16 protein-coding genes, 1 tRNA gene and 2 pseudogenes are annotated in these 20,892 nt (G+C 48.8%); 10 read left to right on the top strand and 9 right to left on the bottom strand.

All coding sequences use genetic code 11. The annotated features are described in order from the left end of the window. The first annotated feature begins 1 nt into the window (after position 1). From dhaL to EKN56_RS14715, 4 genes are all read left to right on the top strand, one after another. Complete coding sequence (gene dhaL, locus EKN56_RS14730) at positions 2–637, top strand: dihydroxyacetone kinase subunit DhaL (RefSeq protein WP_246019837.1); 636 nt, start codon at positions 2–4, stop codon at positions 635–637. A 144-nt stretch (positions 638–781) separates the two neighbouring features. Further along, positions 782–2,131 carry an MFS transporter gene (locus tag EKN56_RS14725; protein ID WP_130592477.1) on the top strand — a complete coding sequence of 450 codons (1,350 nt, stop codon included), beginning with the start codon at positions 782–784 and terminating at the stop codon, positions 2,129–2,131. Positions 2,132–2,133: 2 nt separating this feature from the next. After that, positions 2,134–3,060, top strand: coding sequence for an amidohydrolase family protein (locus EKN56_RS14720; protein ID WP_130592476.1), 927 nt, complete (start codon positions 2,134–2,136; stop codon positions 3,058–3,060). 16 nt (positions 3,061–3,076) lie between these two features. Next, complete coding sequence (locus EKN56_RS14715; RefSeq protein ID WP_130592475.1) at positions 3,077–3,922, top strand: sugar phosphate isomerase/epimerase family protein; 846 nt, start codon at positions 3,077–3,079, stop codon at positions 3,920–3,922. Between the two features lie 105 nt (positions 3,923–4,027). Here EKN56_RS14715 and EKN56_RS14710 read toward each other — a convergent pair whose 3' ends face one another. From EKN56_RS14710 to EKN56_RS14670, 9 genes and pseudogenes are all read right to left on the bottom strand, one after another. Further along, complete coding sequence (locus tag EKN56_RS14710; RefSeq protein ID WP_130592474.1) at positions 4,028–4,813, bottom strand: triose-phosphate isomerase; 786 nt, start codon at positions 4,811–4,813, stop codon at positions 4,028–4,030. 851 nt (positions 4,814–5,664) lie between these two features. Next, positions 5,665–5,749, bottom strand: a tRNA-Leu gene (locus EKN56_RS14705). 329 nt (positions 5,750–6,078) lie between these two features. Continuing rightward, entirely contained in the window at positions 6,079–6,495 is a 417-nt protein-coding gene (locus EKN56_RS14700; protein WP_130592473.1) for an HIT family protein, read from the bottom strand. 114 nt (positions 6,496–6,609) lie between these two features. After that, on the bottom strand, positions 6,610–7,659 hold the full coding sequence (locus tag EKN56_RS14695; protein ID WP_130592472.1) for a LacI family DNA-binding transcriptional regulator: 1,050 nt from the start codon (positions 7,657–7,659) through the stop codon (positions 6,610–6,612). A 115-nt stretch (positions 7,660–7,774) separates the two neighbouring features. Continuing rightward, positions 7,775–8,548 (bottom strand): SDR family NAD(P)-dependent oxidoreductase, encoded by a 774-nt coding sequence (locus tag EKN56_RS14690; protein WP_130592471.1) that lies wholly within the window; start codon positions 8,546–8,548, stop codon positions 7,775–7,777. 77 nt (positions 8,549–8,625) lie between these two features. Beyond that, the gene (locus tag EKN56_RS14685) at positions 8,626–10,530 is read right to left on the bottom strand and encodes a TRAP transporter large permease (protein ID WP_130592470.1); all 1,905 of its coding nucleotides are present in this window, start codon (positions 10,528–10,530) and stop codon (positions 8,626–8,628) included. A 110-nt stretch (positions 10,531–10,640) separates the two neighbouring features. Beyond that, a pseudogene (locus EKN56_RS14680) lies at positions 10,641–11,421 on the bottom strand (TRAP transporter substrate-binding protein). Positions 11,422–11,987: 566 nt separating this feature from the next. Then, on the bottom strand, positions 11,988–12,773 hold the full coding sequence (locus EKN56_RS14675) for a DeoR/GlpR family DNA-binding transcription regulator (RefSeq protein ID WP_130592469.1): 786 nt from the start codon (positions 12,771–12,773) through the stop codon (positions 11,988–11,990). A 48-nt stretch (positions 12,774–12,821) separates the two neighbouring features. Then, positions 12,822–13,718, bottom strand: a complete 897-nt coding sequence (locus EKN56_RS14670) for a sugar kinase (protein ID WP_130592468.1) — start codon at positions 13,716–13,718, stop codon at positions 12,822–12,824. Positions 13,719–13,899: 181 nt separating this feature from the next. Between EKN56_RS14670 and yihU the strand changes: the two genes are divergently transcribed. The 6 genes and pseudogenes from yihU to EKN56_RS14640 all read left to right on the top strand — a co-directional run bounded on the left by yihU (position 13,900) and on the right by EKN56_RS14640 (position 20,867). After that, positions 13,900–14,787: a sulfolactaldehyde 3-reductase gene (gene yihU / locus EKN56_RS14665; RefSeq protein ID WP_130592467.1), complete on the top strand. Its 888-nt coding sequence runs from the start codon at positions 13,900–13,902 to the stop codon at positions 14,785–14,787. Positions 14,788–14,837: 50 nt separating this feature from the next. Then, complete coding sequence (locus tag EKN56_RS14660; protein WP_130592466.1) at positions 14,838–15,701, top strand: class II fructose-bisphosphate aldolase; 864 nt, start codon at positions 14,838–14,840, stop codon at positions 15,699–15,701. Between the two features lie 97 nt (positions 15,702–15,798). Then, positions 15,799–16,806, top strand: coding sequence for a zinc-dependent alcohol dehydrogenase (locus EKN56_RS14655; RefSeq protein ID WP_130593723.1), 1,008 nt, complete (start codon positions 15,799–15,801; stop codon positions 16,804–16,806). A 162-nt stretch (positions 16,807–16,968) separates the two neighbouring features. Then, positions 16,969–18,411 (top strand): MFS transporter, encoded by a 1,443-nt coding sequence (locus EKN56_RS14650; protein WP_130592465.1) that lies wholly within the window; start codon positions 16,969–16,971, stop codon positions 18,409–18,411. 118 nt (positions 18,412–18,529) lie between these two features. After that, complete coding sequence (locus EKN56_RS14645) at positions 18,530–19,912, top strand: MFS transporter (RefSeq protein ID WP_130592464.1); 1,383 nt, start codon at positions 18,530–18,532, stop codon at positions 19,910–19,912. 35 nt (positions 19,913–19,947) lie between these two features. After that, positions 19,948–20,867 (top strand): annotated as a pseudogene (locus EKN56_RS14640) (aldose epimerase family protein). Positions 20,868–20,892 lie beyond the last annotated feature (25 nt).

Here is a 20,892-nt window from a genome sequence, read left to right as displayed (position 1 = left end):
GATGATGGATTTAACAACAACACGCAATGTTCTTCGTAGTACGGCAGAAAAAATGGTTGCCAGCGAGCCGGAATTAACCCGTTTAGATCAGGTTATTGGCGATGGTGATCACGGCTTAGGGATGCAAAGAGGTTTCGCCGCGGTTGTCACTTTACTGGATGGAGATAGCTGTAATCCTCAAGATATTGGCGCTCTGCTACTGCAAGTCGGTACCCGTATGATGTCCAGTATGGGCGGTGCATCCGGGGCGATTTTCGGTACGTTATTCCGTGCTGGCGGCAAAGCTATCGCCGGGGAAGCCAATTTAACCACACCGGTTCTGTCCCGGTTTTTGACTGAAGGATTGAATGCAGTATTTCAACGTGGTGGTGCAAAACCTGGCGATAAGACGATGGTTGATGCTTTAGCGGCGGCGGCAGAAAAAGCCCAAGCTTTGGGGAATACCTCGTTAGAGAAAGCACTGCCTGAAATTGCTGCCGCGGCTCAAGAGGGAGCAGAAAGAACCAAAGATATGGTTGCCGTGTTTGGCCGCTCTAAAACCTTAGGTGAGCGTTCACTGGGGCATGTCGATCCAGGGGCTGTATCGATGTCACTGATATTGGTGTTTATGGCCGAAGGTCTGGTGGAACGGGCTTAATAAAATAAAGAATATTTAAGGCAGAGTTCAGTAATACCCAGGGAAGCTAGCCTGTAAAGATTAGCTTCCCATCATCAAAACTAAATAAAGAAAAGATATCGTTAAAATAAAAAATATAAATTATTCAACGCGATAGGGGTAATCATGAAAACTCAACATACTGAGCAAATAGATGCTCAGGGAACGCTTACATCTGATGGAAAGCCATCTGAACGACCAACAAAAGTTCGTTGGACTATTTTTGCTATTATATTTGTACTGGTCGTTATTAACTTAATTGACCGGATATCACTTTCTATCGGCATGCCAACTATCGCCAAAGAGTTCGACCTATCACCAACCATGCAGGGGATTATCCTCAGCAGTTTCTTCTGGGCTTATGCGTTGTTGCAAATTCCTGGCGGCTGGCTGATCGATAAATATGGTCCGCGTAAAATTATTACTGGTTCAACCGTCTTTTGGGGTGTATTCCAAACGCTGGCTGCATTTTCCACCGGTGGTCTTTCGCTTTTATTCACCCGTATGGCATTAGGTGCAGCGGAAGCGCCGTTATTCCCCGCGGGCGGAAAAATGAACTCACTGTGGCTTTCGTCTAAAGAACGCGGACGAGGCGCAGTATTAATGGATTGTGGTGGTCCATTAGGCGCAGCTATTGGCGGTATTGTTATTGCTTATATGCTGGTTTCTCTTGGCTCATGGCGAATTGTTTTTGCTATCGCCGGGGTGGTCACTATTTTTCTGGGTTGGATTTCGTGGTACTACCTGCGGGATAATCCGGCCACTCACCCAAAAGTGAATCAGGCTGAGCTGGATACGATTAATGATGACATGGTGAATCCTGCTCAAAGTGCAGAAGAGGAAGTGGCACCAAAAGGGATTGGCGTTCCTGTTCGTTCTTTAACTGCCATTCTGATTGGTCGGGCTGCATGGGCAATGACCTGGTTTGGCTTATTAACCTGGGGACCAAGTTATTTATCGAATGCCCGAGGATTTGATTTACACACTATTGGTAACGCAACTTTCATTATTTTTATGGCCGGTGCTGCGGGTTCTTTAGCCGGTGGTTTCCTGTTTGACCTTTTGGTTAAACGCGGCATGAGCCATATTGTTTCGCTAAAAATTCTATTGGCGTTCTCCGGTTTAATCACTTTGGTCTCTTTTGCTTCATTGCCTTATTTGAGCGATCCGGCTATTGCCGTAGCAGTATTATCGATTGCCGCATTCTTCCTGATGTGGGGCAGTATCTACTGGAGTTTCCCGGCATTACTGGCACCAAAAAGTCGCGTGGGTATTGTTGGCGGTACGATGAATATGGCTGGTAATACCGGAGGTATTTTGGTTCCAATTTTGGTTGGTTTAATTATTGAAGCAACTGGCGGTTATGACAGTGTTCTGGTGTTCTTCGCCTGTTGTGCCGGTATGTATGTTTTTGGCACCTGTCTGATCGGTTCCAAAACCATCAAAAATACCGGGCAGTCAATTAACAGGAGCTGAAGATGACGAAACAATATTATGACGGACCAATAGTGGATGCCCACCACCATTTTTGGGAACCGGCGGTCAATCCCCACCCCTGGTTGGCTGATGATGTGTTAATTCCGTTTCGCTACGGTGATTATACTTCGATTAAACGTGAGTATTTACCGCCGGACTACTTTAAGGATGCGGCTAAGCATCATGTTGTGGAAACGGTTTACATTGATGCAGAGTGGGATCCGACCGATCCTACCGGTGAAACGGAGTATATTCACCGGGTAGCTAAACACTTTGGGGCACCAAATGCGGTTGTGGCTCAGGCCTGGCTTGATGCTGAAAACGCGGCTGAATTGCTTGCCGTTCAAGCTAATTATCAATTAGTGCGTAGCGTTCGGCATAAACCCGGTGGCGCAGCGACGCCGCAGAGGGCGGCAGACGGTGAACGTACCTTGATGTGTGACGATCGTTGGCTTCAGGGGTATGCGAAGTTAGAGAAAAATGGCCTGCATTTTGATCTCCAGACGCCGTGGTGGAACCTGCATGAAGCCAAAAGGTTGGCGGCTGATTTCCCGAATACGTTGATTATTCTTAACCACACCGGCTTGCCTTCCGACCGTAGTGCTGAAGGACTGGCCAATTGGCATCAGGCGATGACGAACTTTGCCGAGATGCCGAATGTCGTGGTTAAAATATCCGGCATTGGTTTGGCGGACAGGCCCTGGAGCATTGAGGATAATCGCTGGATTATTAATGAAACGATTTCTATCTTCGGCACTGACCGCGCCATGTTTGCCAGTAATTTTCCAGTTGATAGCTTATGTGGTTCTTTTGATACGATTTTTTCTGGGTTTAAGTTGGCAGTCCGTGAGTTGCCCTATGAAGAGCAACATAAACTGTTTTGTACCAATTCCCGAAAATATTACCGAACTCAAAACTTGAAGCCTTAATCCATAAGGAGCACAAATGACTTCCCAGTTAACTCAAATGGCGGTGAATACTGCCATGTTTGATGGGCATGATTTGGATAGTGCGTTTAGCACTATCCAACAAGCCGGATACCGCTATTTAGAGCTGGCTTATAATGAAGGTTATGTTGGAAATTTAAACGCTTCATTGTTTTCCACCAGTAGTATCAGTCATATCAAGGAGCTGTTGCAGAAATACGATTTATCTACCATTGCATTGGGTTGCACGATGAATCTGGCTGGCGCGAATATGTTAGAGAAGTTCCGTTTACGTATTCGTTTTGCCCATGCGCTCGGTATACGCTGCCTGAATGCCTGTACAACCGAACAGAAAGAGCGGCAGAAAATGATAGATAATTTAAAGATACTGGCACCGGAAGCGGCTGACTATGGCTGTGTAATTTGCCTGGAAAACGGTGGTGATTACAATTATGACGCCTTTACTAGCGCAGAAGACGGTATTCGTCTTTTGGATGAGCTCGACCATCCGGCAATCGCACTGAATATCGATCCCGGAAACATGCTTTCTCTTTGTCCGGAATTGGATCCTGTTGAGCAAGTTTTAGCAATGTTACCGTACAGCCAGCATTTTCATATTAAAGATGTGGAAATGCGTGGAGATCAATTTTGGTTTCCTGCGATTGGTGATGGAGTGATTGATTATAAAACTATTCTTCCTGCATTAGCGAAAAGGGCGATTCCCTGCAGCCTTGAAATTCCATTGAGAATGCACCGGCTAGCGGACAGTACGCCATTGAGAAGTGACCAGTTGGCTCCACTGGAAAAAAGTCTGGATATTCTTGTTCGTTCACGTTTAGCCATTGAGAAAATGCTGAACGGTTAAGGGCAATTGAAATTTTGTGGCTTCAGCGTTAATGAACTAAATAGTAGATAGATAAAAACCGGGCAGGTTAGCTGCCCGGTTTTTTTATAGCCTCTCATTCATCGCTTATCCGGCTTTTTGACTGTCTTCAATCAGGTGTAAAATTTGACAGAATCCTTCCCCTTGCCAGGTTGAGCGACCGATAAATAGGCCGTCCACATCCTGACGGGCAATGAGCGCTGTCGCATTTTGCGGGTTAACGCTGCCACCATAGAGCAGAGAGACTTTGCCCGCCGTTTCCACACCATACAAATCGACAAGTGCAGCACGCAGGCGTATATGGATATATTCGGCCTGTTCCGGTGTTGCTGGTTTGCCGTGTTCGCCGATGGCCCAGATTGGTTCATAGGCAATAATGACTTGCTCAACGAGGGATGGACTTAAACCTGACAGTGCGGCTTTCATTTGCCTGATAACCGTTTCTGCCGATGTACCCCATTCCATATCTTGTGCGCTATCGCCAATGCAGATTAATGGGCGCAGGCCGTGTTTTAATGCCGCCGCGGCTTTCTTTTGTACTGTCAAATCGGTTTCGCCAAAAAATTCTCGCCGTTCGGAGTGACCCATTTCAACCAGAATTGCACCGGTATCTTTCACCATTAAAGGTGATATTTCACCGGTGAAGGCACCACAATCTTCATAGTGCATATTCTGCACTCCGGTTAGACAACGAGTATGGCTGTTGGTGATGGTACGAGTAACATCGCGCACACAGGTGAATGGAGGAATAATAAAGGGCTGAATATGTTCTGAAAGTGTCGGAATAAATTTTTCCAGTATCTGGCAAAACTCCATGGCTTCCGACAATGTTTTATTCATTTTCCAACTGGTACCAATAAGCGTTTTTTTCATAAATTTTCTCTTAATAAGCTATTTTGGGTGCAATTTTTGACGAGGGTATAGCGTGCTGTTCATATGATTGTATATTGAACTAATGTTACGGGGTTTAACTTGATGACAGTCACGCTTTGAACCTCTCGGTCGGGACTTTGAGTTAATAAGGTCTGTGCAAATTACGGGCTCTTAGAGGCGATGGTAGCCTACGGTCCAGGAAAGGAGGGTTAGACGTTTTGTGCCACACTACTTCCCGCCAGCCTTGAACACTATTGATAAACCCGATTCTTTGCGCCTGTTGGAATTATGCTTTGGTCAGAATGGCTTCCCGAATGGTTCCTGCCTGCAATAGGATGGTTGTGGTTTTACAAATGAGTCGATGTAGGAACTGTTTTAATAATCGATATAGGTGATAAAAGGCGTATTTAATACTGTGTGGATGGTACAGATAATAAGAGCCCTGTTTTGTAATAATTAAAATAGCTAAATATGAAGTAGAGCATTATATGAATATTGGAAAGATCGCTGTGTTACGTTACAACGATCATATTGTGGGGCAGGTAACCATTGCTAGCAGACTTAGTGCTAGCTTTAGAATTGATTCATCAGGTATAGAACCTATGATGATTCGCCAAATACTCGTGGATGTCGGAGTTAAATGATAATAGAGCTAATTATTACTCTTTAATACTGAAATGCTGTTGATAAATACCATACGAATGAGAACGACAAAACTTACCCATATTTAGAACTTGATGGTGATTGAAGTGAGTACACCGAAACTAGATAAAAATTATTAAAAGGCAGGTAAACCACAAATCCCACCCACAAAAAAAGACGCCCTTAAGCGTCTTTAACTGTCATTCTAATGGTGCCTGAGGCCGGACTCGAACCGGCACACCCGAAGGCGGTTGATTTTGAATCAACTGCGTCTACCGATTTCGCCACTCAGGCACTGAGCAGAATGCGGAAAACTTCGGCATTATACCTGTCAGACAACGCTGCGCAAGCGTTATCCCTTAAATTTCATCTAACTGGTTTGAAAATAGCCGATAAGCCATAGTTGGTGGCCTTGCGGCCACCGGGTACTACTTTGGCGCAATCGTAATAGCATCGGTGTTCTTTATTGCTGGTAACAAACAAAGAGACGTTAGCCATGTTGGTTGCTATATCGGTACTGCTTACTGCAAGGTGACACACAGAGGTCTTCTGGTCCTCTGTGTGTCGTACAGTCACTTTATCGCATCGGAACAATAAAGAGACTGAATCACTATCGTCGGGGCTTACAGCGCCGCATTCAGGCGCGCTTTCATCTCATCGACAAAGTTTTCGGGTAATGGACGCACTACGCCCTGGCGCAGCGGCTGACACCATACCGGTTCAGGAAAGTGGCTGTCGTCTTCATTGCGCGGAATGATATGCCAGTGCAGATGCGGCAGGCCGGTACCCAGGCTGGCGACATTCATTTTTTTCGGGCTGAGTAACTGGCGAATGTTTTTCTCCACTTCAGCCACCACCTGCATAATACGGTTGCGCTGTTGCGGGTCTAAATCGCTTAATTCAGCCAGATGTTCATTCCACACGACCCGGCACCAGCCGGTAAAATCGGTCTGTTCCACAAACAGTACCCGGCACTGGTCATCGCGCCACAGCACATACTCATTTTCAGGATGGCAATAGCCACAAGATGCATTGCTCATAACGGCTCCATGGTAAATTCAGCTCATAGTTACCCCGGCAGATAATTCATGCTTATCAGCCTGGTACAGTATTTATTGGTCTTTGTGCCGCGAAAAACGCAGGTGCTGCGTTATTTATCCGGGGCGTTTAATTACGGAATCTCTGACCACCAGCGTTGGTGTAAATAAAAACTCTTCAGCATTGATATGAGGAGAATTCAGGCGGCTGATTAGCCGTTCCACCATAATGGTTGCCATATCCGCCAGCGGTGGGGCCACTGACGTCAGGGCCGGCGTGATTAATCCCGACAGTGAGATATTATCGATACCCACAATAGAGATATCTTCCGGAACCCGAATTCCCTTACTACGCAGGCCGGCAATCAGGCCAATAGCCAGCACGTCGTTAATCGCGACAATGCCATCCGGCTTAAGCGGTAATTCACTGATGGTTGCCGCCAGCTGGTTTCCCAGCTCAACCATCTCGGTATCACCGTAAGCTTTGGTGGCTTTGCCCTCAATGACCCGGGCGTGGGTTTTCATTCCCTTTTCGGCAGCCAGCGCCAGAAAGCCTTCTATCTTATGGCAACGGCTGATAGTGCGGGTGGTTTCGGTGACAAAGGCGATTTCACGGCAACCCTGATCGATCAGGTACTGAGCGGCAATGCGCCCGGCCTGCCGGTTATCCATTGAGACACTGTCATACAGAATCTGGTTAGACTCCGCATCGGTTACCGAACTTCCGTCATAGTTCACCATCACCAGACCGTTCTCTGCCGCTTCGGAAAAGTGGCTTTTTTCGATAGAGCTGGAAACCACAATAACGCCACGTACGCCGTGGGACATTAAATCGGTGAGAAAAGCCTGCTCTTCGTCCTCTTCCCGGTAGGTATTTCCCAACAGTACCCGATAGCCATGATTGTTTTTGGCCGCCAGATCCACTTCCCGCGCCAGCGCTGCAAAGCTGGGGTTAACGATAGAAGGGACCAGTAGCCCAATCATTTTGGCATGCCCGGTTTTTAACTGCTGGGCCGCCCGATTCGGGTGATAGTTCAGTTCCAGCATGGCGTTTTCGATGCGCACCAGCGTTTCCTGACGCATCTGATCGGTCCGCCCGTTAAGAACATTGGAGACCGAACTGACCGATACGCCTGCACGACTTGCTACATCACGAATATTTGCCATGTTATTCCCTGCTGCTGGTTTATTTTTATCAATGATTCTAAAGGTTTTTTATCCGTAAGCGATATCTATTTACGACAGCACGGTTCACTGGGCCCGCTATCGCAAATCAGAACGCTTATGGAGCCATCTGGCCGCCGTTTACATCCACAATCTGTCCGGTGATATAACCGCTGAAGGCATGGGTCGCCAGAAACAGATAGGTCGGTGCCACTTCCTCAATGGTGCCAAAACGGCCCATGGCAATAGAGTTACGCATATTAGTTAGTACTTCCTCACTTTTACCGTGATGGAAGGCGGTATCAATGCTGCCCGGCGAGACAATGTTGAAGCGAATATTGTCTTTGGTAAATTCTTTCACCCAGTTGCGATGAATATTATGCACCCAGGCTTTGGCGCTGCCGTAAATACCGGCACCGATACCGGCACCGTCGCGTCCGGCAATCGAACCGGTGCTGAGCACGGCGGTTGTCAGGCCAGTCTCTTTGGCGGCAGCGCGTAAATGCGGAATAGAATATTTAGTGACCATCAGCACCGAACGTACGTTCAGGTCCATAACGTGGTCGTAAAACGCATCGTCAATATTCTCCAGATTACTGCGACCGCCCAGACCATCGGCGTTGTTAATCAGCACGTCCATACCACCAAACTGAGTGACAAAATCGCTTACCAGTTTTTCGCAATGGTCGCTTTTCGTCAGGTCCGCAGGGAAGAGTGAATACTCACCCGGCAACTGATCCAGTTCCGCCAGCGTTTTGGCATCGTCAATACGGCTCAGTCCGTTAATGCCGACTTTGGCACCATAGCGTAAAAACAGTTTGGCGGTTGCAAGTCCGATACCTGCGGTAGAACCGGTGATCAGAACGCGTTTTCCTTTTAATTCTCTTAACATAATAAACCTCAGTTGTTTTTAATGATTAATTTATTGTTTATACGTCCGGCAATATCGGACATTGCCGTAAATGAGTGTTAGTAACCCATCAGTCTTGGCAACCAAACTGTGATAGTTGGCACCATGGCCACCACGATGATCCCGACCATAACCACGGCCAGATATTTCAGCATCGGGCGAATGACGTTTTTCATCTCTACGCCGCAAATGGCGCAAGTGGTATAGAGTCCGAGCCCGATTGGCGGTGAAAACAGGCCAAAGCCCATTGCCAGCACCATTACAATACCGAAGTGCAGCGGATCGAAACCCAGTTGAACCGCAATCGGTACCAGAATCGGAGCGAAGATAATCAGCGCCGGAGCCCCTTCCAGTACGGCACCAAAGATAATCAGAATTACGATAGTCAGTATCAGGAACAGCCAGGCACCGTGGCTAAAACCGATGGCAACCAGTGCGTCAGCAATCATTTGCGGAATCATCTGGATAGTCAGGGCATAAGAGAGGCTGGTGGCACAGGCCACGATAAACAGCAGCACGCCGGACATCGCCGCGATATCCACAAACAGTTTTACCGTCGCTTTTAACGTCAGTTCACCAAAGGCCAGACGACCAACTACCAGGGCGTACACCACAGCGAAAGCGGAGATCTCAGTGGAAGTAGCAATACCGGCAACCACGCCGCGGCCAATCATCAGAATCATAATCAGGCCAACCGCAGCACCCAGCAGCAGTTGCTTGCGTGGGCGTAGGATCGGATAGGCGTCGGAGATACTGATACGTTTGCCAAAGAAGTTAGCGGCAATCAGTAACAGCACCAGCAGACAGGCCGCAGGCACCAGACCGGCGATAAACAGCGCGCCAATGGAGATGTTGGCGACAAAGCCTAATACAATCAGGTTAACGCAAGGTGGGATGGTTTCTGCCATCATGGCCGAGGCAGCAAATACACCGGCGGCTTCTTCACTGTCCTGCTTGGCCCGACGTACTGCCGGCATTAATACTCCGCCTACGGCGGCAACGTCTGCCAGCTTGGAGCCGGAAATACCGGAGAAGAACGCCATGGCCAGCACGGTGGTCATATTCAGACCGCCGCGGAATTTACCCATACCGCGTACAATCAGTTCAACCAGTCGGGTGGACATACCGTTGACTTCCATCGCGGCACCGGCCAACAGGAAGAACGGAATCGCCAGCAATACAAAGTGGTCAACACCGGCAGCAACCTGCTGAGAGAAGAAGACAAACGGTAGCGATGGGTCACAAATAAAGAACACCATGGCTGACATGCCGAGCGTAAAGGCAATGGGCACACCGGCCAGAATACCTAACACAAAGCAGGAGAGCATTAATACCGCTGCCGCAGAGGAAGGGTCATCCATAAATGACAGTTTGGCATAGCCAATGGCGACTAATATTGCGATAGCCACGGCGCTCAGCATCACTACTCTCAGTCTTTCACGCAGCGCGTGTTCCAGTGCGGCCACCACCATCACGACTGAACCAATAAATACCGGAATGACGTAGATAACCTGTGGCAGGCCGGTTTCTGTGGTTTGCAGGCGGGCGGCCTGAACCAGATCGTAACTTGAAATTACCAGACCGATAGAAACCATAAACAGTATCCAACGGCTGGCGTGTACCACATAAGGGCGAACGTGCGGCGGCAGGAAGCGTAAAAACAGGTCTACGCCGATATGGCCTCCGCGACCGGTAGAGGTGGCGACACCAAAGAAGACCAGCGCAATCATTAACGCTCTGGCGACCTCTTCAGCCCAGTGCAGCGGTGAGTGCAGGGCATAGCGCCAGATAACGGAAGCGAATACCACCACTACGTTAATAAACAGCACTAAGGCGCCCGCCCCGGCGGTAATTTTGGTAAGGAATCGACTCAGGCTGCTGAGAATCATAATATCTCTCGGGCCTGATACTGGCGTGGTTTCCGCCGTGCCGATCTCTTTTTCGATAAGAGAGGAGTCTGACATAATGTACCTCTGTCGGTGGTCAGCCCGTGAAATAACGGCGCAGGGATCCCCGGAGCGATAGAGGGGAGTATCTCTGCGCCCAGCTGTTATTTCTGGAATAACCTTTCTAATTAATTATTTATTTTCAGCGCTGGTAATTTCATCAACGATAGGTTTGATATCCGGATATTTGGTAATAAATTCATCCCATACCGGCTGAACTTGTTGTTTGAAATAGTCCCGGTCGGTGGCTTTAAACACCACGCTTTTTTCTCCAGCTCGACAATGGCATTTTTTTCCATCGATTGTGATTGCTGACGCTCATAGTTGGTGGCTTCGGTTGCTGCTGCCAGTACGTCGGCGCGCAGGTTTTCCGGAATGCGTTCAAATGAGGCTTTATTCATGGCAATCAGCACCGGGTTGTAAATGTGCTGGGTGAGGGTGGCATTTTTAGCAATTTCATAATATTTGCTGGCGAACACCGTGGCAGCATCGTGTTCAACGCCGTCAATGACGCCCATTTGCAGGCCGGAATAGACTTCACCACCGGGCATTGGAATGGCAACCGTTCCCATACTGTTGAGGGTGGCAATAAAGTTAGGCACCGGTAATACGCGAACTTTTAAGTTTTTCAGATCGGCCGGGCTATCCACCACTTTCTTGGTGTAGATGTTGCGAGCCCCCAGACTATAGCCATAGCCCAGTACCATGACGTTCGCTTTTTGCATCATCATATCGGACAACTGTTTGCCCGGTTTGCCATCCAGCGCACGGCCAACGTGGTCGTAGTCTTTAAACAGATAACCTAAGTCCAGCACGCCGACTTCAGGCACCAGCGTAGCTGCCGGAAATCATCATATTGATGGCGCCAATACGCACTTGCTGAGTAGCATCGGCCTCTTTGCCTAACATACCGTTAGGGAAGTAATTCAGTTTGATTTTGCCTTTTAGATTCTCATTGGCTTCCAGATTGTTCTGGAAACGCTGAAACCAAACGTAGTGAGCTGAGTTTTCGTCAGCAGGCAATGAGGAATAAACGCGAAACGAGACGGTTGGCGCGGCGTTAGCCAGGCTGCTGATGGCTAATCCAGCCATCATGGTTAAGCCCATACAGGTACACACTAAAGTCTTTCGTAAAGAATGCTGAATCTTGTCGCTCATGATTATTTTCCTATAGTCTTCACGCTATTGATTTTTAAGTAATAAAGTCCTTTCCGGTAGGGCGGATACCATCAGACTTTATTCTCTAAAGCATTGTTCATTTTTTCTTCTGTAACGTTTTAGTGAACCGTTACAGAAAACATATAGAGAGAGGAAAAACAATTCAACCATTATTCGAGAAATTGGCTATTAAATAGCTAAAGTGTGATTTGAATCGATAAATCTTTGGGGGAAACGGGGGAGAAAGATCAGACTTTGGAGCGGTATTAAATATTGCCCCCGGATAAAAAAACCGGGGGCAATGGCAGAGCCATACACTATTTTTCCGGAGTGGAAACGTGGATCTCTACCTGCTGCTGTTTCAAATAGGAAGCCAGCTGTACCGGCGGCATCTCATCGGTAAACAGGGCAGTTGCCTGATTCACATTACCAATCTCTACCGCCGCAGAGGCATGATATTTGGTGTGATCGGCTGCCAGTAGCATATGGCGAGAATGGGCGATCATCGCTTTTACTATGGCAGCTTCATTAACATCAAACTCCAGAATGCTGCCGTCATTCTCAATGGCACCCATACTGGTAATCAGGTAGTCAGCGCGAAAGCCTTCAACAAACGACACCGCGCTGGGGCCAATAATTCCGCCGTTATGGGGGCGAATGGTTCCACCGGGAACCATGACTTCAAATGAGGTGTGTTTATACAGAATATGGGCAGCGCGCAGGCTATTGGTGATAACCCGTAAGTTTTTACGCACCTCCAGCGCTCTGGCAACGTGTTCTACCGTGGTACCAATGGTCATAAACAACGTACAGCCATCTGGAATGTACTCGGCAATGCTGCGGGCAATGGCAATTTTCTCATTGGTATAGGAAATTTCACGCTGTTCAAAAGCGGTATTCGTTACGCTGGAAGGGCGACCCGCACCGCCATGATGCCGTGAAATCAGCCCCAACTCGCTTAACTTACGAATATCTCGCCGCACCGTCTGAGTGGAAACATCTAAAATCTGTGCCAGATCTTCGATATTCATATAGCCGTGTTCGGCTATCAGGGTAATCAGATGGTCGTGCCTCGGATTACCCGTTAGTTCCGTCAATTCCATCCTCTGTCTCCCATAAATTGACATCGCTTCGCTTGCATGGTGACTATTCTATACACAAAGTGACAAAAAGGCGTCAGTTTGATGGCGATCCGGAATACCTGCCCGTCCTCCCGGCTGGGTACATTTTAGTGCCGCAACCGTATTGGCAAAGCGTACGGCCTGCGCCAGCGGCTGTTTTTCTGCTATTGCTAAAGCCAGTGCACCGTGGAATACATCCCCGGCTCCGGTGGTGTCTACTACCTTCACCTTAAAACCTGGCTGATGTTGTAGTGCTTGCTGTTGCAGCCAAAAACAGCCGGATTTTCCCCTGGTCACATACACGGTTCCCGGCGTCATCCGATCTGCCTGCGTGAGCGCTTTTGTCACATCGTTCTCACCGGTCGCTTTGATTAATCCCGGTTCAGAAAAGGCCGCATGATCCGCCAACTGAATTAATGGCAGGATGTTTTGGGGAGTAATGTCTGCATCTAGTAAGGTAGGAACATCGGCCGCTCTGGCCTGAGTAAAGGCGTACTCAGCGCCCTGATGCCAGCGGACATCCGCCAGTACCAGATCGTACTGGCTGAAATCAATTTGCTTCATCCAGTCGGGGTCATCAGGAAGGTCAGGACTGGGGTGATTAATAATAATACGTTCGCCCTGCTGATCCACCAACACCGCCGATTGTGAGGAGCGAGCCTGACTGAAGACTTTGGTCAGAGAGGTATTCACACCGGATGATTCCAGTTCTGACAACAGTGTTTTTCCTGCCGCATCATCGCCTAACCTGCCGATAAAATCGACCTGCGCTCCGAGTCGTGCAATGGCAACCGCCGCTGTCGCTGCGGGCCCACCGCCGATCTCTTTATAATCCTGTGCGACATATTTTCCACCGCCATGAGGCAGCTTTTCCACGTAATACAGGCGGTCCTGAACCGCAATACCAATACAGGCGATCTTTATCATTGTCCGGCTCCTTTTTCATTATTGTCAGATATTGTCGTATTGCTGTCCATTTTAATTCAAATAAATGCTTAAAGAGTGATTTGTGTCACTTTAATTACTTAAAATTACAAATAACATCAAATTCAATTTTAAAAATGACAAAAACGAACAGTTTCTATCAATAGTGATCAGGAGGTAGGGGATGGCATTCGTAGCATTTATTGGATTGGGACAGATGGGCGCTCCGATGGCCGCTAACCTGATTAAAAAAGGACATCAGCTCAGCGTGTATGACGTTAACCGTCAGGCGGTTGACGTATTAACTGGCCTGGGGGCAAAAGGTGCTGATAGCCCATCGGCTGCGGCTTCAGGTGCTGAGTACGTGATTACCATGCTGCCGAATGGTGATTTGGTTGAGCAGGTGCTGTTTGGCGATGGCGGGGTGAATGAGTCGTTGTCAAAACAGGCACTGGTGATTGATATGTCCACCATTCATCCATTACAGAGCGATCGTTTGTGTCAAAAAATGTCACAACAGGGTTTCAGCTATATGGACGCACCGGTAGGGCGCACTTCTGACCATGCCATTGCCGGTACGCTGTTGATTTTAGCCGGAGGAACGGAGACGCAGGTAGAAAAAGCCAAACCCGTTTTGATGTGTATGGGTTCTGAGCTGGTCAACTGTTCCGGTCCGGGCATGGGGATTCGGGTCAAGCTGATTAATAACTATATGAGCATTGCGTTAAATGCCCTGTCAGCGGAAGCGGCAGTGATGTGTGAGGCGCTTGGTCTGCCTTTAGAGGTGGCTATTCAGGTGATGTCCAACACGCCAGCGGGAAAAGGGCACTTTACTACCAGCTGGCCAAATAAAGTGCTGAAAGGTGACCTCAGCCCTGCCTTTATGATCGATCTTGCCCACAAAGATTTAGGTATCGCGCTGGATGTCGCCAATCAACTGCATGTGCCAATGCCGCTTGGTGCGGCTGCGCGTGAAGTATATAGCCAGGCCCGTGCAGATGGTCGTGGCAAACAAGACTGGACCGCCATTCTGGCCCATGTGCGAAAAATTTCCGGTCGTAGCGAAGCATAACCAACAGCCTATAACCCAACCGTAAACAGAAATTAAGGGAGAAGAAAATAATGCCGTATTTATCGGGTAAACAGATGATTCAACAGGCCTGGAAAGGTGGCTATGCCATTGGTGCTTTCAGTGCCCATAACGCTGAAACTATTCGCGCTATTTTGCTGGCTGCCGAGCAGGAGCAGTCACCGGTGATGATCCAGATTGGTCAGCGGGTGATTAATACTCTGGGTTTACAGCCAATGAAAAAGATGGTGGATGCGTTTATGGCGGAGTGTTCTGTGCCGGTATGTATTCATCTGGACCACAGCCGCAGCTTTGAACAAACCATGCAGGCGGTACGGGCCGGGTTTCATTCGGTGATGTTTGACGGTTCACACCTGAGTTTTGAAGAGAATGTCAGGATCACGCATGCGGTAGCGCAGGTTTCACACGCTTTAGGGATAGGTTCTGAAGGAGAAATCGGTAAAATCGGAGGAACGGAAGACGATATTTCCGTTGATGAGAAAGATGCCTTTATTACCAGTTGTGAAGAGGCGTTAGCTTTTGCCGAACAAACCTCCGTGGACTATCTGGCGGTGTCGATTGGTACCGCTCATGGAATGTATAAGCAGGAACCCAAACTGGCTTTTCAGCGCTTAAGTGAAATTCGCGACACGGTGAAAAAACCGATTGTGTTGCACGGTGGTTCTGGCGTGCCCGATGAGCAAATTCGTCGTGCGATTTCACTGGGTGTTGCCAAAGTGAATGTGGATACCGAGCTGCGTCAGGCATTTACTGAAGGTGTACTTGATGTGTTAGCCAAAGAACCTGATGAATACACGCTGGCGATCTCTTTGGGGCGCGGTTCTGAGTTTATGCAACAGCGGGTAAGAGAAAAAATTCGCTTGTTTGGCAGTAGCGGTAAAGCGGCAGAGTTCTGACAGACCGCACCGCTGCACTTTTTCTGATGGGCGTCGGATAACCATCAATCCGACGGCCTGAATAACAGCTTCTTTATGATTGGTAAGGATCTTTATGATGAGCAAAGTCACGAATGTCTTATTCTCAGCGGTAGGGGAAGTGACCACTGAATATCACGATCTGCCGGTTAAGCCTCTGGCGGCCCATGAAGTGCGTATTGCACCCGTTTATTTGGGGATTTGTGGTTCCGATCTCCACGTTCTGGCCGATGGTCACCCATTTGCCAAGCCGCCGATTGTTCCGGGGCATGAAATTGCCGCAGTAGTTAAAGAAATAGGTTCTGGCGTCACCAATGTCAGCGTTGGCGACCATGTGGTTGTCGACCCGATTATGGCCTGTATGGAGTGTCGTGCCTGTAAAGCGGGGCGTTTTAATTTGTGTGAGCCGCCTCAGGTTGCCGGATTCCGGGCGCCGGGTTTTGCCCGATCTTCCCATGTGGTTCCTGCCAGAAATCTGCATATCGCACCAAAATCATTACCGATGAACGTTCTGGCATTTGCAGAGCCAGCGGCTTGCGCCCGCTACTGCGTTAACCGTATGCCTAAAGCGTCGCGTGAAATCGTGCTGGTTATCGGTGCCGGTACTATTGGTTTGTCGGTGATTCAGGCGCTGCGCATTATGGGGGCAGAAAAGATCACCGTGGTGGAGCCGGACAGCAAAAAACGCGAACTGGCAATTAAATATGGTGCATACCGAGCATTGGCTCCGGGAGAGCTGGCGGATGACGAACGCTTTACTGGCGTCATTGACGTTGTTGCCTCACAGGCCACGATAACGGATGCCTGTACCAAAGTCATGGCCGGGGGAACCGTGGTTTGTATGGGGGTTCCGAGTGGTCCTCGTGAGATTCCACTACCGAGCATGCAGCGTTTTGAACGGGATTTGATCAGTTCGGGCATGTATGTGCCGGAAGATTTTGATGTGGTGATTGGCTGGTTGGCGGATGGTCTGTTCGATACGACCGATCTGGTAACGGATGTTTTCCCGGTCAGTCAGGCATCGGAGGCATTTGCCCGTGCTAAACAACCCGCTTCAATCAAAGTACTGATTAAGTTTGAACAATAACCGGCTGTTGTCTGGCTAATTATAACCTTGTTGTTTGTTTATCTCCGGGCGGTTGAGTTCTGAATATAACCAATGAACTAAACAGAATCTATCTGCCCGGCTTACCGGCTTTTCAGCTGAAAACAAAAATTAATCTATTACTGAAATAGTAAGGATACAAACATGACACAGACTTCAGCCCGAACGACATATCGGATAAGTCGCCCTCAGGATGTCATCGATATTGTCAATAATCATGCGGCACTGCGCTCGAATATTGGCATCGTTCTGATTGCGCTGGGTGGAATTTTAATCGATGCCTATCAGGCAGCGATGGTAGGTTTTGGTAACAAGTTTATTGCAGCAGAGTTTGGTATTTCTCCCGGACTGGCGGCGACCGTTAACGCCTCGGTATTGGTGGCGGCACTGATTGGTGGCCTGCTGGCAAACCGGGTGATTAATACCTTTGGTCAACGTAAAGCTTTTTTGATTGGAATGGGGCTATGCACCATTGGTGCAGCGGCGGTGGCGTTTGCGCCTAATATCTGGTGGGTTCTGGTGTCACGGGTGATTATGGGATTTGGTCTGGGTATCGACTTCCCGCTGGCAACCAGTGCGGTAGCTGAACTACGCGGAACATCGTCGAAGAAGTCGGGTTCTTCGGTTAACTTATGGCAAATGGGATGGTATGTCTCCACCACGGTTGTCTATCTGGTATTGATTCCTTTGCATCTGTCAGAAGTGGCTGATGGTCAGTTATGGCGTTATGGCATTTTTATTGGTGCAGGCTTTGCTGTATTAGTCATGGTGTTACGCTATGTGTTTATTGGTGAATCGGCCATGTGGGCGGCGCGGGTCGGTAAATATGCCTTAGCATGCAAGATTTTAAAACAGCGCTACGGCATTGATGCCACGGTGGGTGAGCAAATCCAGCACCAACCAGAAGGTGAACAAAAGGTCAAAATCGAAGGGGTGTACCGTATTCTGTTTAATCAGAAGTATCGTCGTCGCACCATTTTGGGCTGTATTGTTGCCACCATGCAGGCCTGGCAGTACAACGCCGTAGGGGTCTACTTGCCGCTGACGCTGGCGGGAATATTAAGTGGCGGGCTCACCGGAGCATTAACCGGTTCTGCGGTGGTGAATGCCTTGTGCGGCGTAACCGGTGGTGCCATTGGCTCGCTGATCGTCAGTAAGTTTGGTGCTCGCCGTCAGTCGATGTTTGGTTTTGCGATGGTCACTATTGCACTGATTGCGTTGGGCTTACTGGCTACCACAAATCCGTGGCTGTCGCTGGCGCTGTTAGGTTCGATAATCTTCTTCCATTCTGCCGGACCTGGCGGTTTAGGGATGACCATTGCAACCCTGTCGTATCCTCCAAGTATTCGCCCTGCGGGTGTGGGTTTTGCCCGGGCAATTATGCGTACCGGAGCGATTGCCGGATTAATCTTCTGGCCAATGTTATGGGGGGCGTTGAATACTCAGGCATTTTTCTGGCTGGCGATTGTGCCGTTCATCGGTTTTGCCACCTGTCTGTGCATTCGTTGGGAACCTATTGGTGCCAACGTTGATGCCGAAGACGAAGAAGTATTGGCACTGATTGAGTCTGAGAAGCCGAGTCGTTAACACCATGCACCGGCAGAACAAACGTTCTGCCGGTGATTGCTGCTAATCCTCAGCAATATCGTTGTTATTGGTCATAGCGCCTGTATCGGCTCAGGCTGGTAGCACGGAGGAACAAAGTATGGACGTGGATAAAAATCATATTGCCAATGACGGATTACCCGATGCTGCAATGCGTAAGGTGGTTGCAGCCAGCTTCGCCGGTGCTTTGCTGGAGTGGTATGACTTTTTCATTTTTGGTACGGCAGCAGGGCTGGTTTTTGGCCCACTATTTTTCCCGCAGGAAGATCCGGTAGTTGGTACTATCGCTGCGTTTGCTACTTTTGGCGTAGGCTTTTTGGCTCGCCCATTAGGGGGCATTGTTTTTGGGCATTATGGCGACAAAATTGGTCGAAAAGTTACCCTAATCTGGACGCTGGTGATTGTAGGTATATCCACTTTCTTAATCGGATTATTACCGACTTACGCCAATGCCGGGGTTTGGGCTCCTGCACTGTTAGTGATTCTGCGGTTGATTCAGGGTTTTGGTTTAGGCGGTGAGTACGGCGGTGCTGCGCTGATGACCATTGAATCGGCACCTCAAAGCAAGCGCGGTTTTCTGGGGTCGTTGCCGCAAACGGCGGCTTCTGCCGGGATTATGCTGGCAACCGGGGTGTTTGCTTTATGTAATGGTTTACTGACTCAGGAGCAGTTTATGGCCTGGGGATGGCGTATTCCTTTTCTGCTGTCGGCAGTGATGCTGATTGTTGGTATGTATATCCGTATTCACACGGAAGAAACGGGTGACTTCAAACATGCCAAACGGGAAGTGATCGCGGAGAAGCAGGCAATCCTGACGGTACCGATGGCTCAGCGAGACGAGAGCGGGCAGCAGTGGAAGAAAAAAGAGTCACTGCCCATTATTGAGCTGTTCCGCCGTCATCCTCGTAATATTTTTTTGGCTCTGGGAGCGCGTTTAGCGGAAACCGTCTCTTCTAATATTATCAATGCGTTTGGTATTGCCTATTTATCAACTCAGTTGGCAATGGACAGGCAAATTCCCCTCACCGGGATGTTGATCGCTTCTGCTATTGGGTTAATTAGTTGCCCGCTGATTGGCTGGATTTCCGATCGGGTAGGGCAGCGTCCGTTGTATATGGCCGGTGCAGCTTTTTGTATGCTGTTCGCTTTCCCGTTCTTCTTCTTGCTGGAAACCCAGCAGCCGGTAGTTATCTGGTTTGCCATGATTGTTGGTTATAACTTTGGTCCAACCATGATGTTCGCCGTTCAACCGACCATGTTTGTTCGGATGTTTGGTACCAAAGTGCGTTATACCGGTTTGTCATTCGCCTATCAGTTTTCCGCCATTCTCGGTGGGATGACGCCGTTAATTGCTTCATCGTTGCTGGCGTTAGGTGGTAGTAAACCCTGGTATGTGGCCGCCTATTTTGCCGGAATATCCGTTATCTCGTTGGTTTGCGTGCAGTTAATTCGCGTGAACTATGGTGACCCTCAAACTAAATAACGACTAAAAATATTATTAACCGAGGATAAATAAACATGACCATGGTTTTAGACAACAACTCGTATATGGCCGTCAGACAAGCATTTGATGCGCCCTGGGCTGGCCCGCGTGGGCCAAAAGTAGTACTCAGTAAAGGTGCTATTAAGGCGGTGATTTACCCTGAGGATGGCTGTCGTTTAGCTTCGCTTAATGCGTTTGGCTACGAACTATTACGCCAGTGGAATCCACAGCGACGCGCTTTTCAATATGGTAGTTTCCCGATGATTCCCTGGGTAGGGCGGATGGGAAATGCACAACTTGAGTTTGAAGGTCAACGCTATTCACTACCGATGAATAAAGCGCCTCATGCTCTGCATGGTATGGCCTGTTTCGCGGCCTGGAAGATGATAGAAACCACCGGCGATTCCGCGACGTTTAGCTTTAAGTTAGAACAACCCTGGCCGTGGCGTGGCGTGGCGAGGTGATTCAACGTTTCGAACTACAGGAAGATGCACTGCTGATCAGCCTGATGGTTAAGACTGCGAGTGAACCATTTCCTGCCGCGGCTGGCTGGCATCCCTGGTTTGCCAAGTGGATCGGTGATACGGAATATGTAACACAGGCGGTGCCTGGTCATGCAGATGATGAGCTACAGGTTAGCTTTAATGCCGACTGGCAAGAAGAGCCGGGCGATAACGAATTGCCCACCGGTAGACGAATCGAGCCGCAGCCGGGCCCTTGGGACGACTGCTTTGGTTTCAACAAGGGGATGTCCGCCACATTATTGTGGCCGGGTAAGCTTCAGTTAAACATGTCATCAGCGGCGCCATCGATGGTGGTATTCAATAAACAACCGGATGCCGCCTGCGTTGAGCCACTTTCCGGACCACCAAATAGTGTTAACACAGCGCCTGCTATTGTGACAGTGGATAGGCCATTAGTGATTGAAAGCGTCTGGAATATTCAGCCAGTTTAGAGGGTAAGTTAATCAAATAAGTTGT

The sequence above is a fragment of the Limnobaculum zhutongyuii genome (genome assembly GCF_004295645.1).
Lineage (GTDB): Bacteria > Pseudomonadota > Gammaproteobacteria > Enterobacterales > Enterobacteriaceae > Limnobaculum > Limnobaculum zhutongyuii.
This window is presented reverse-complemented; position numbering and strand designations above follow the sequence as displayed.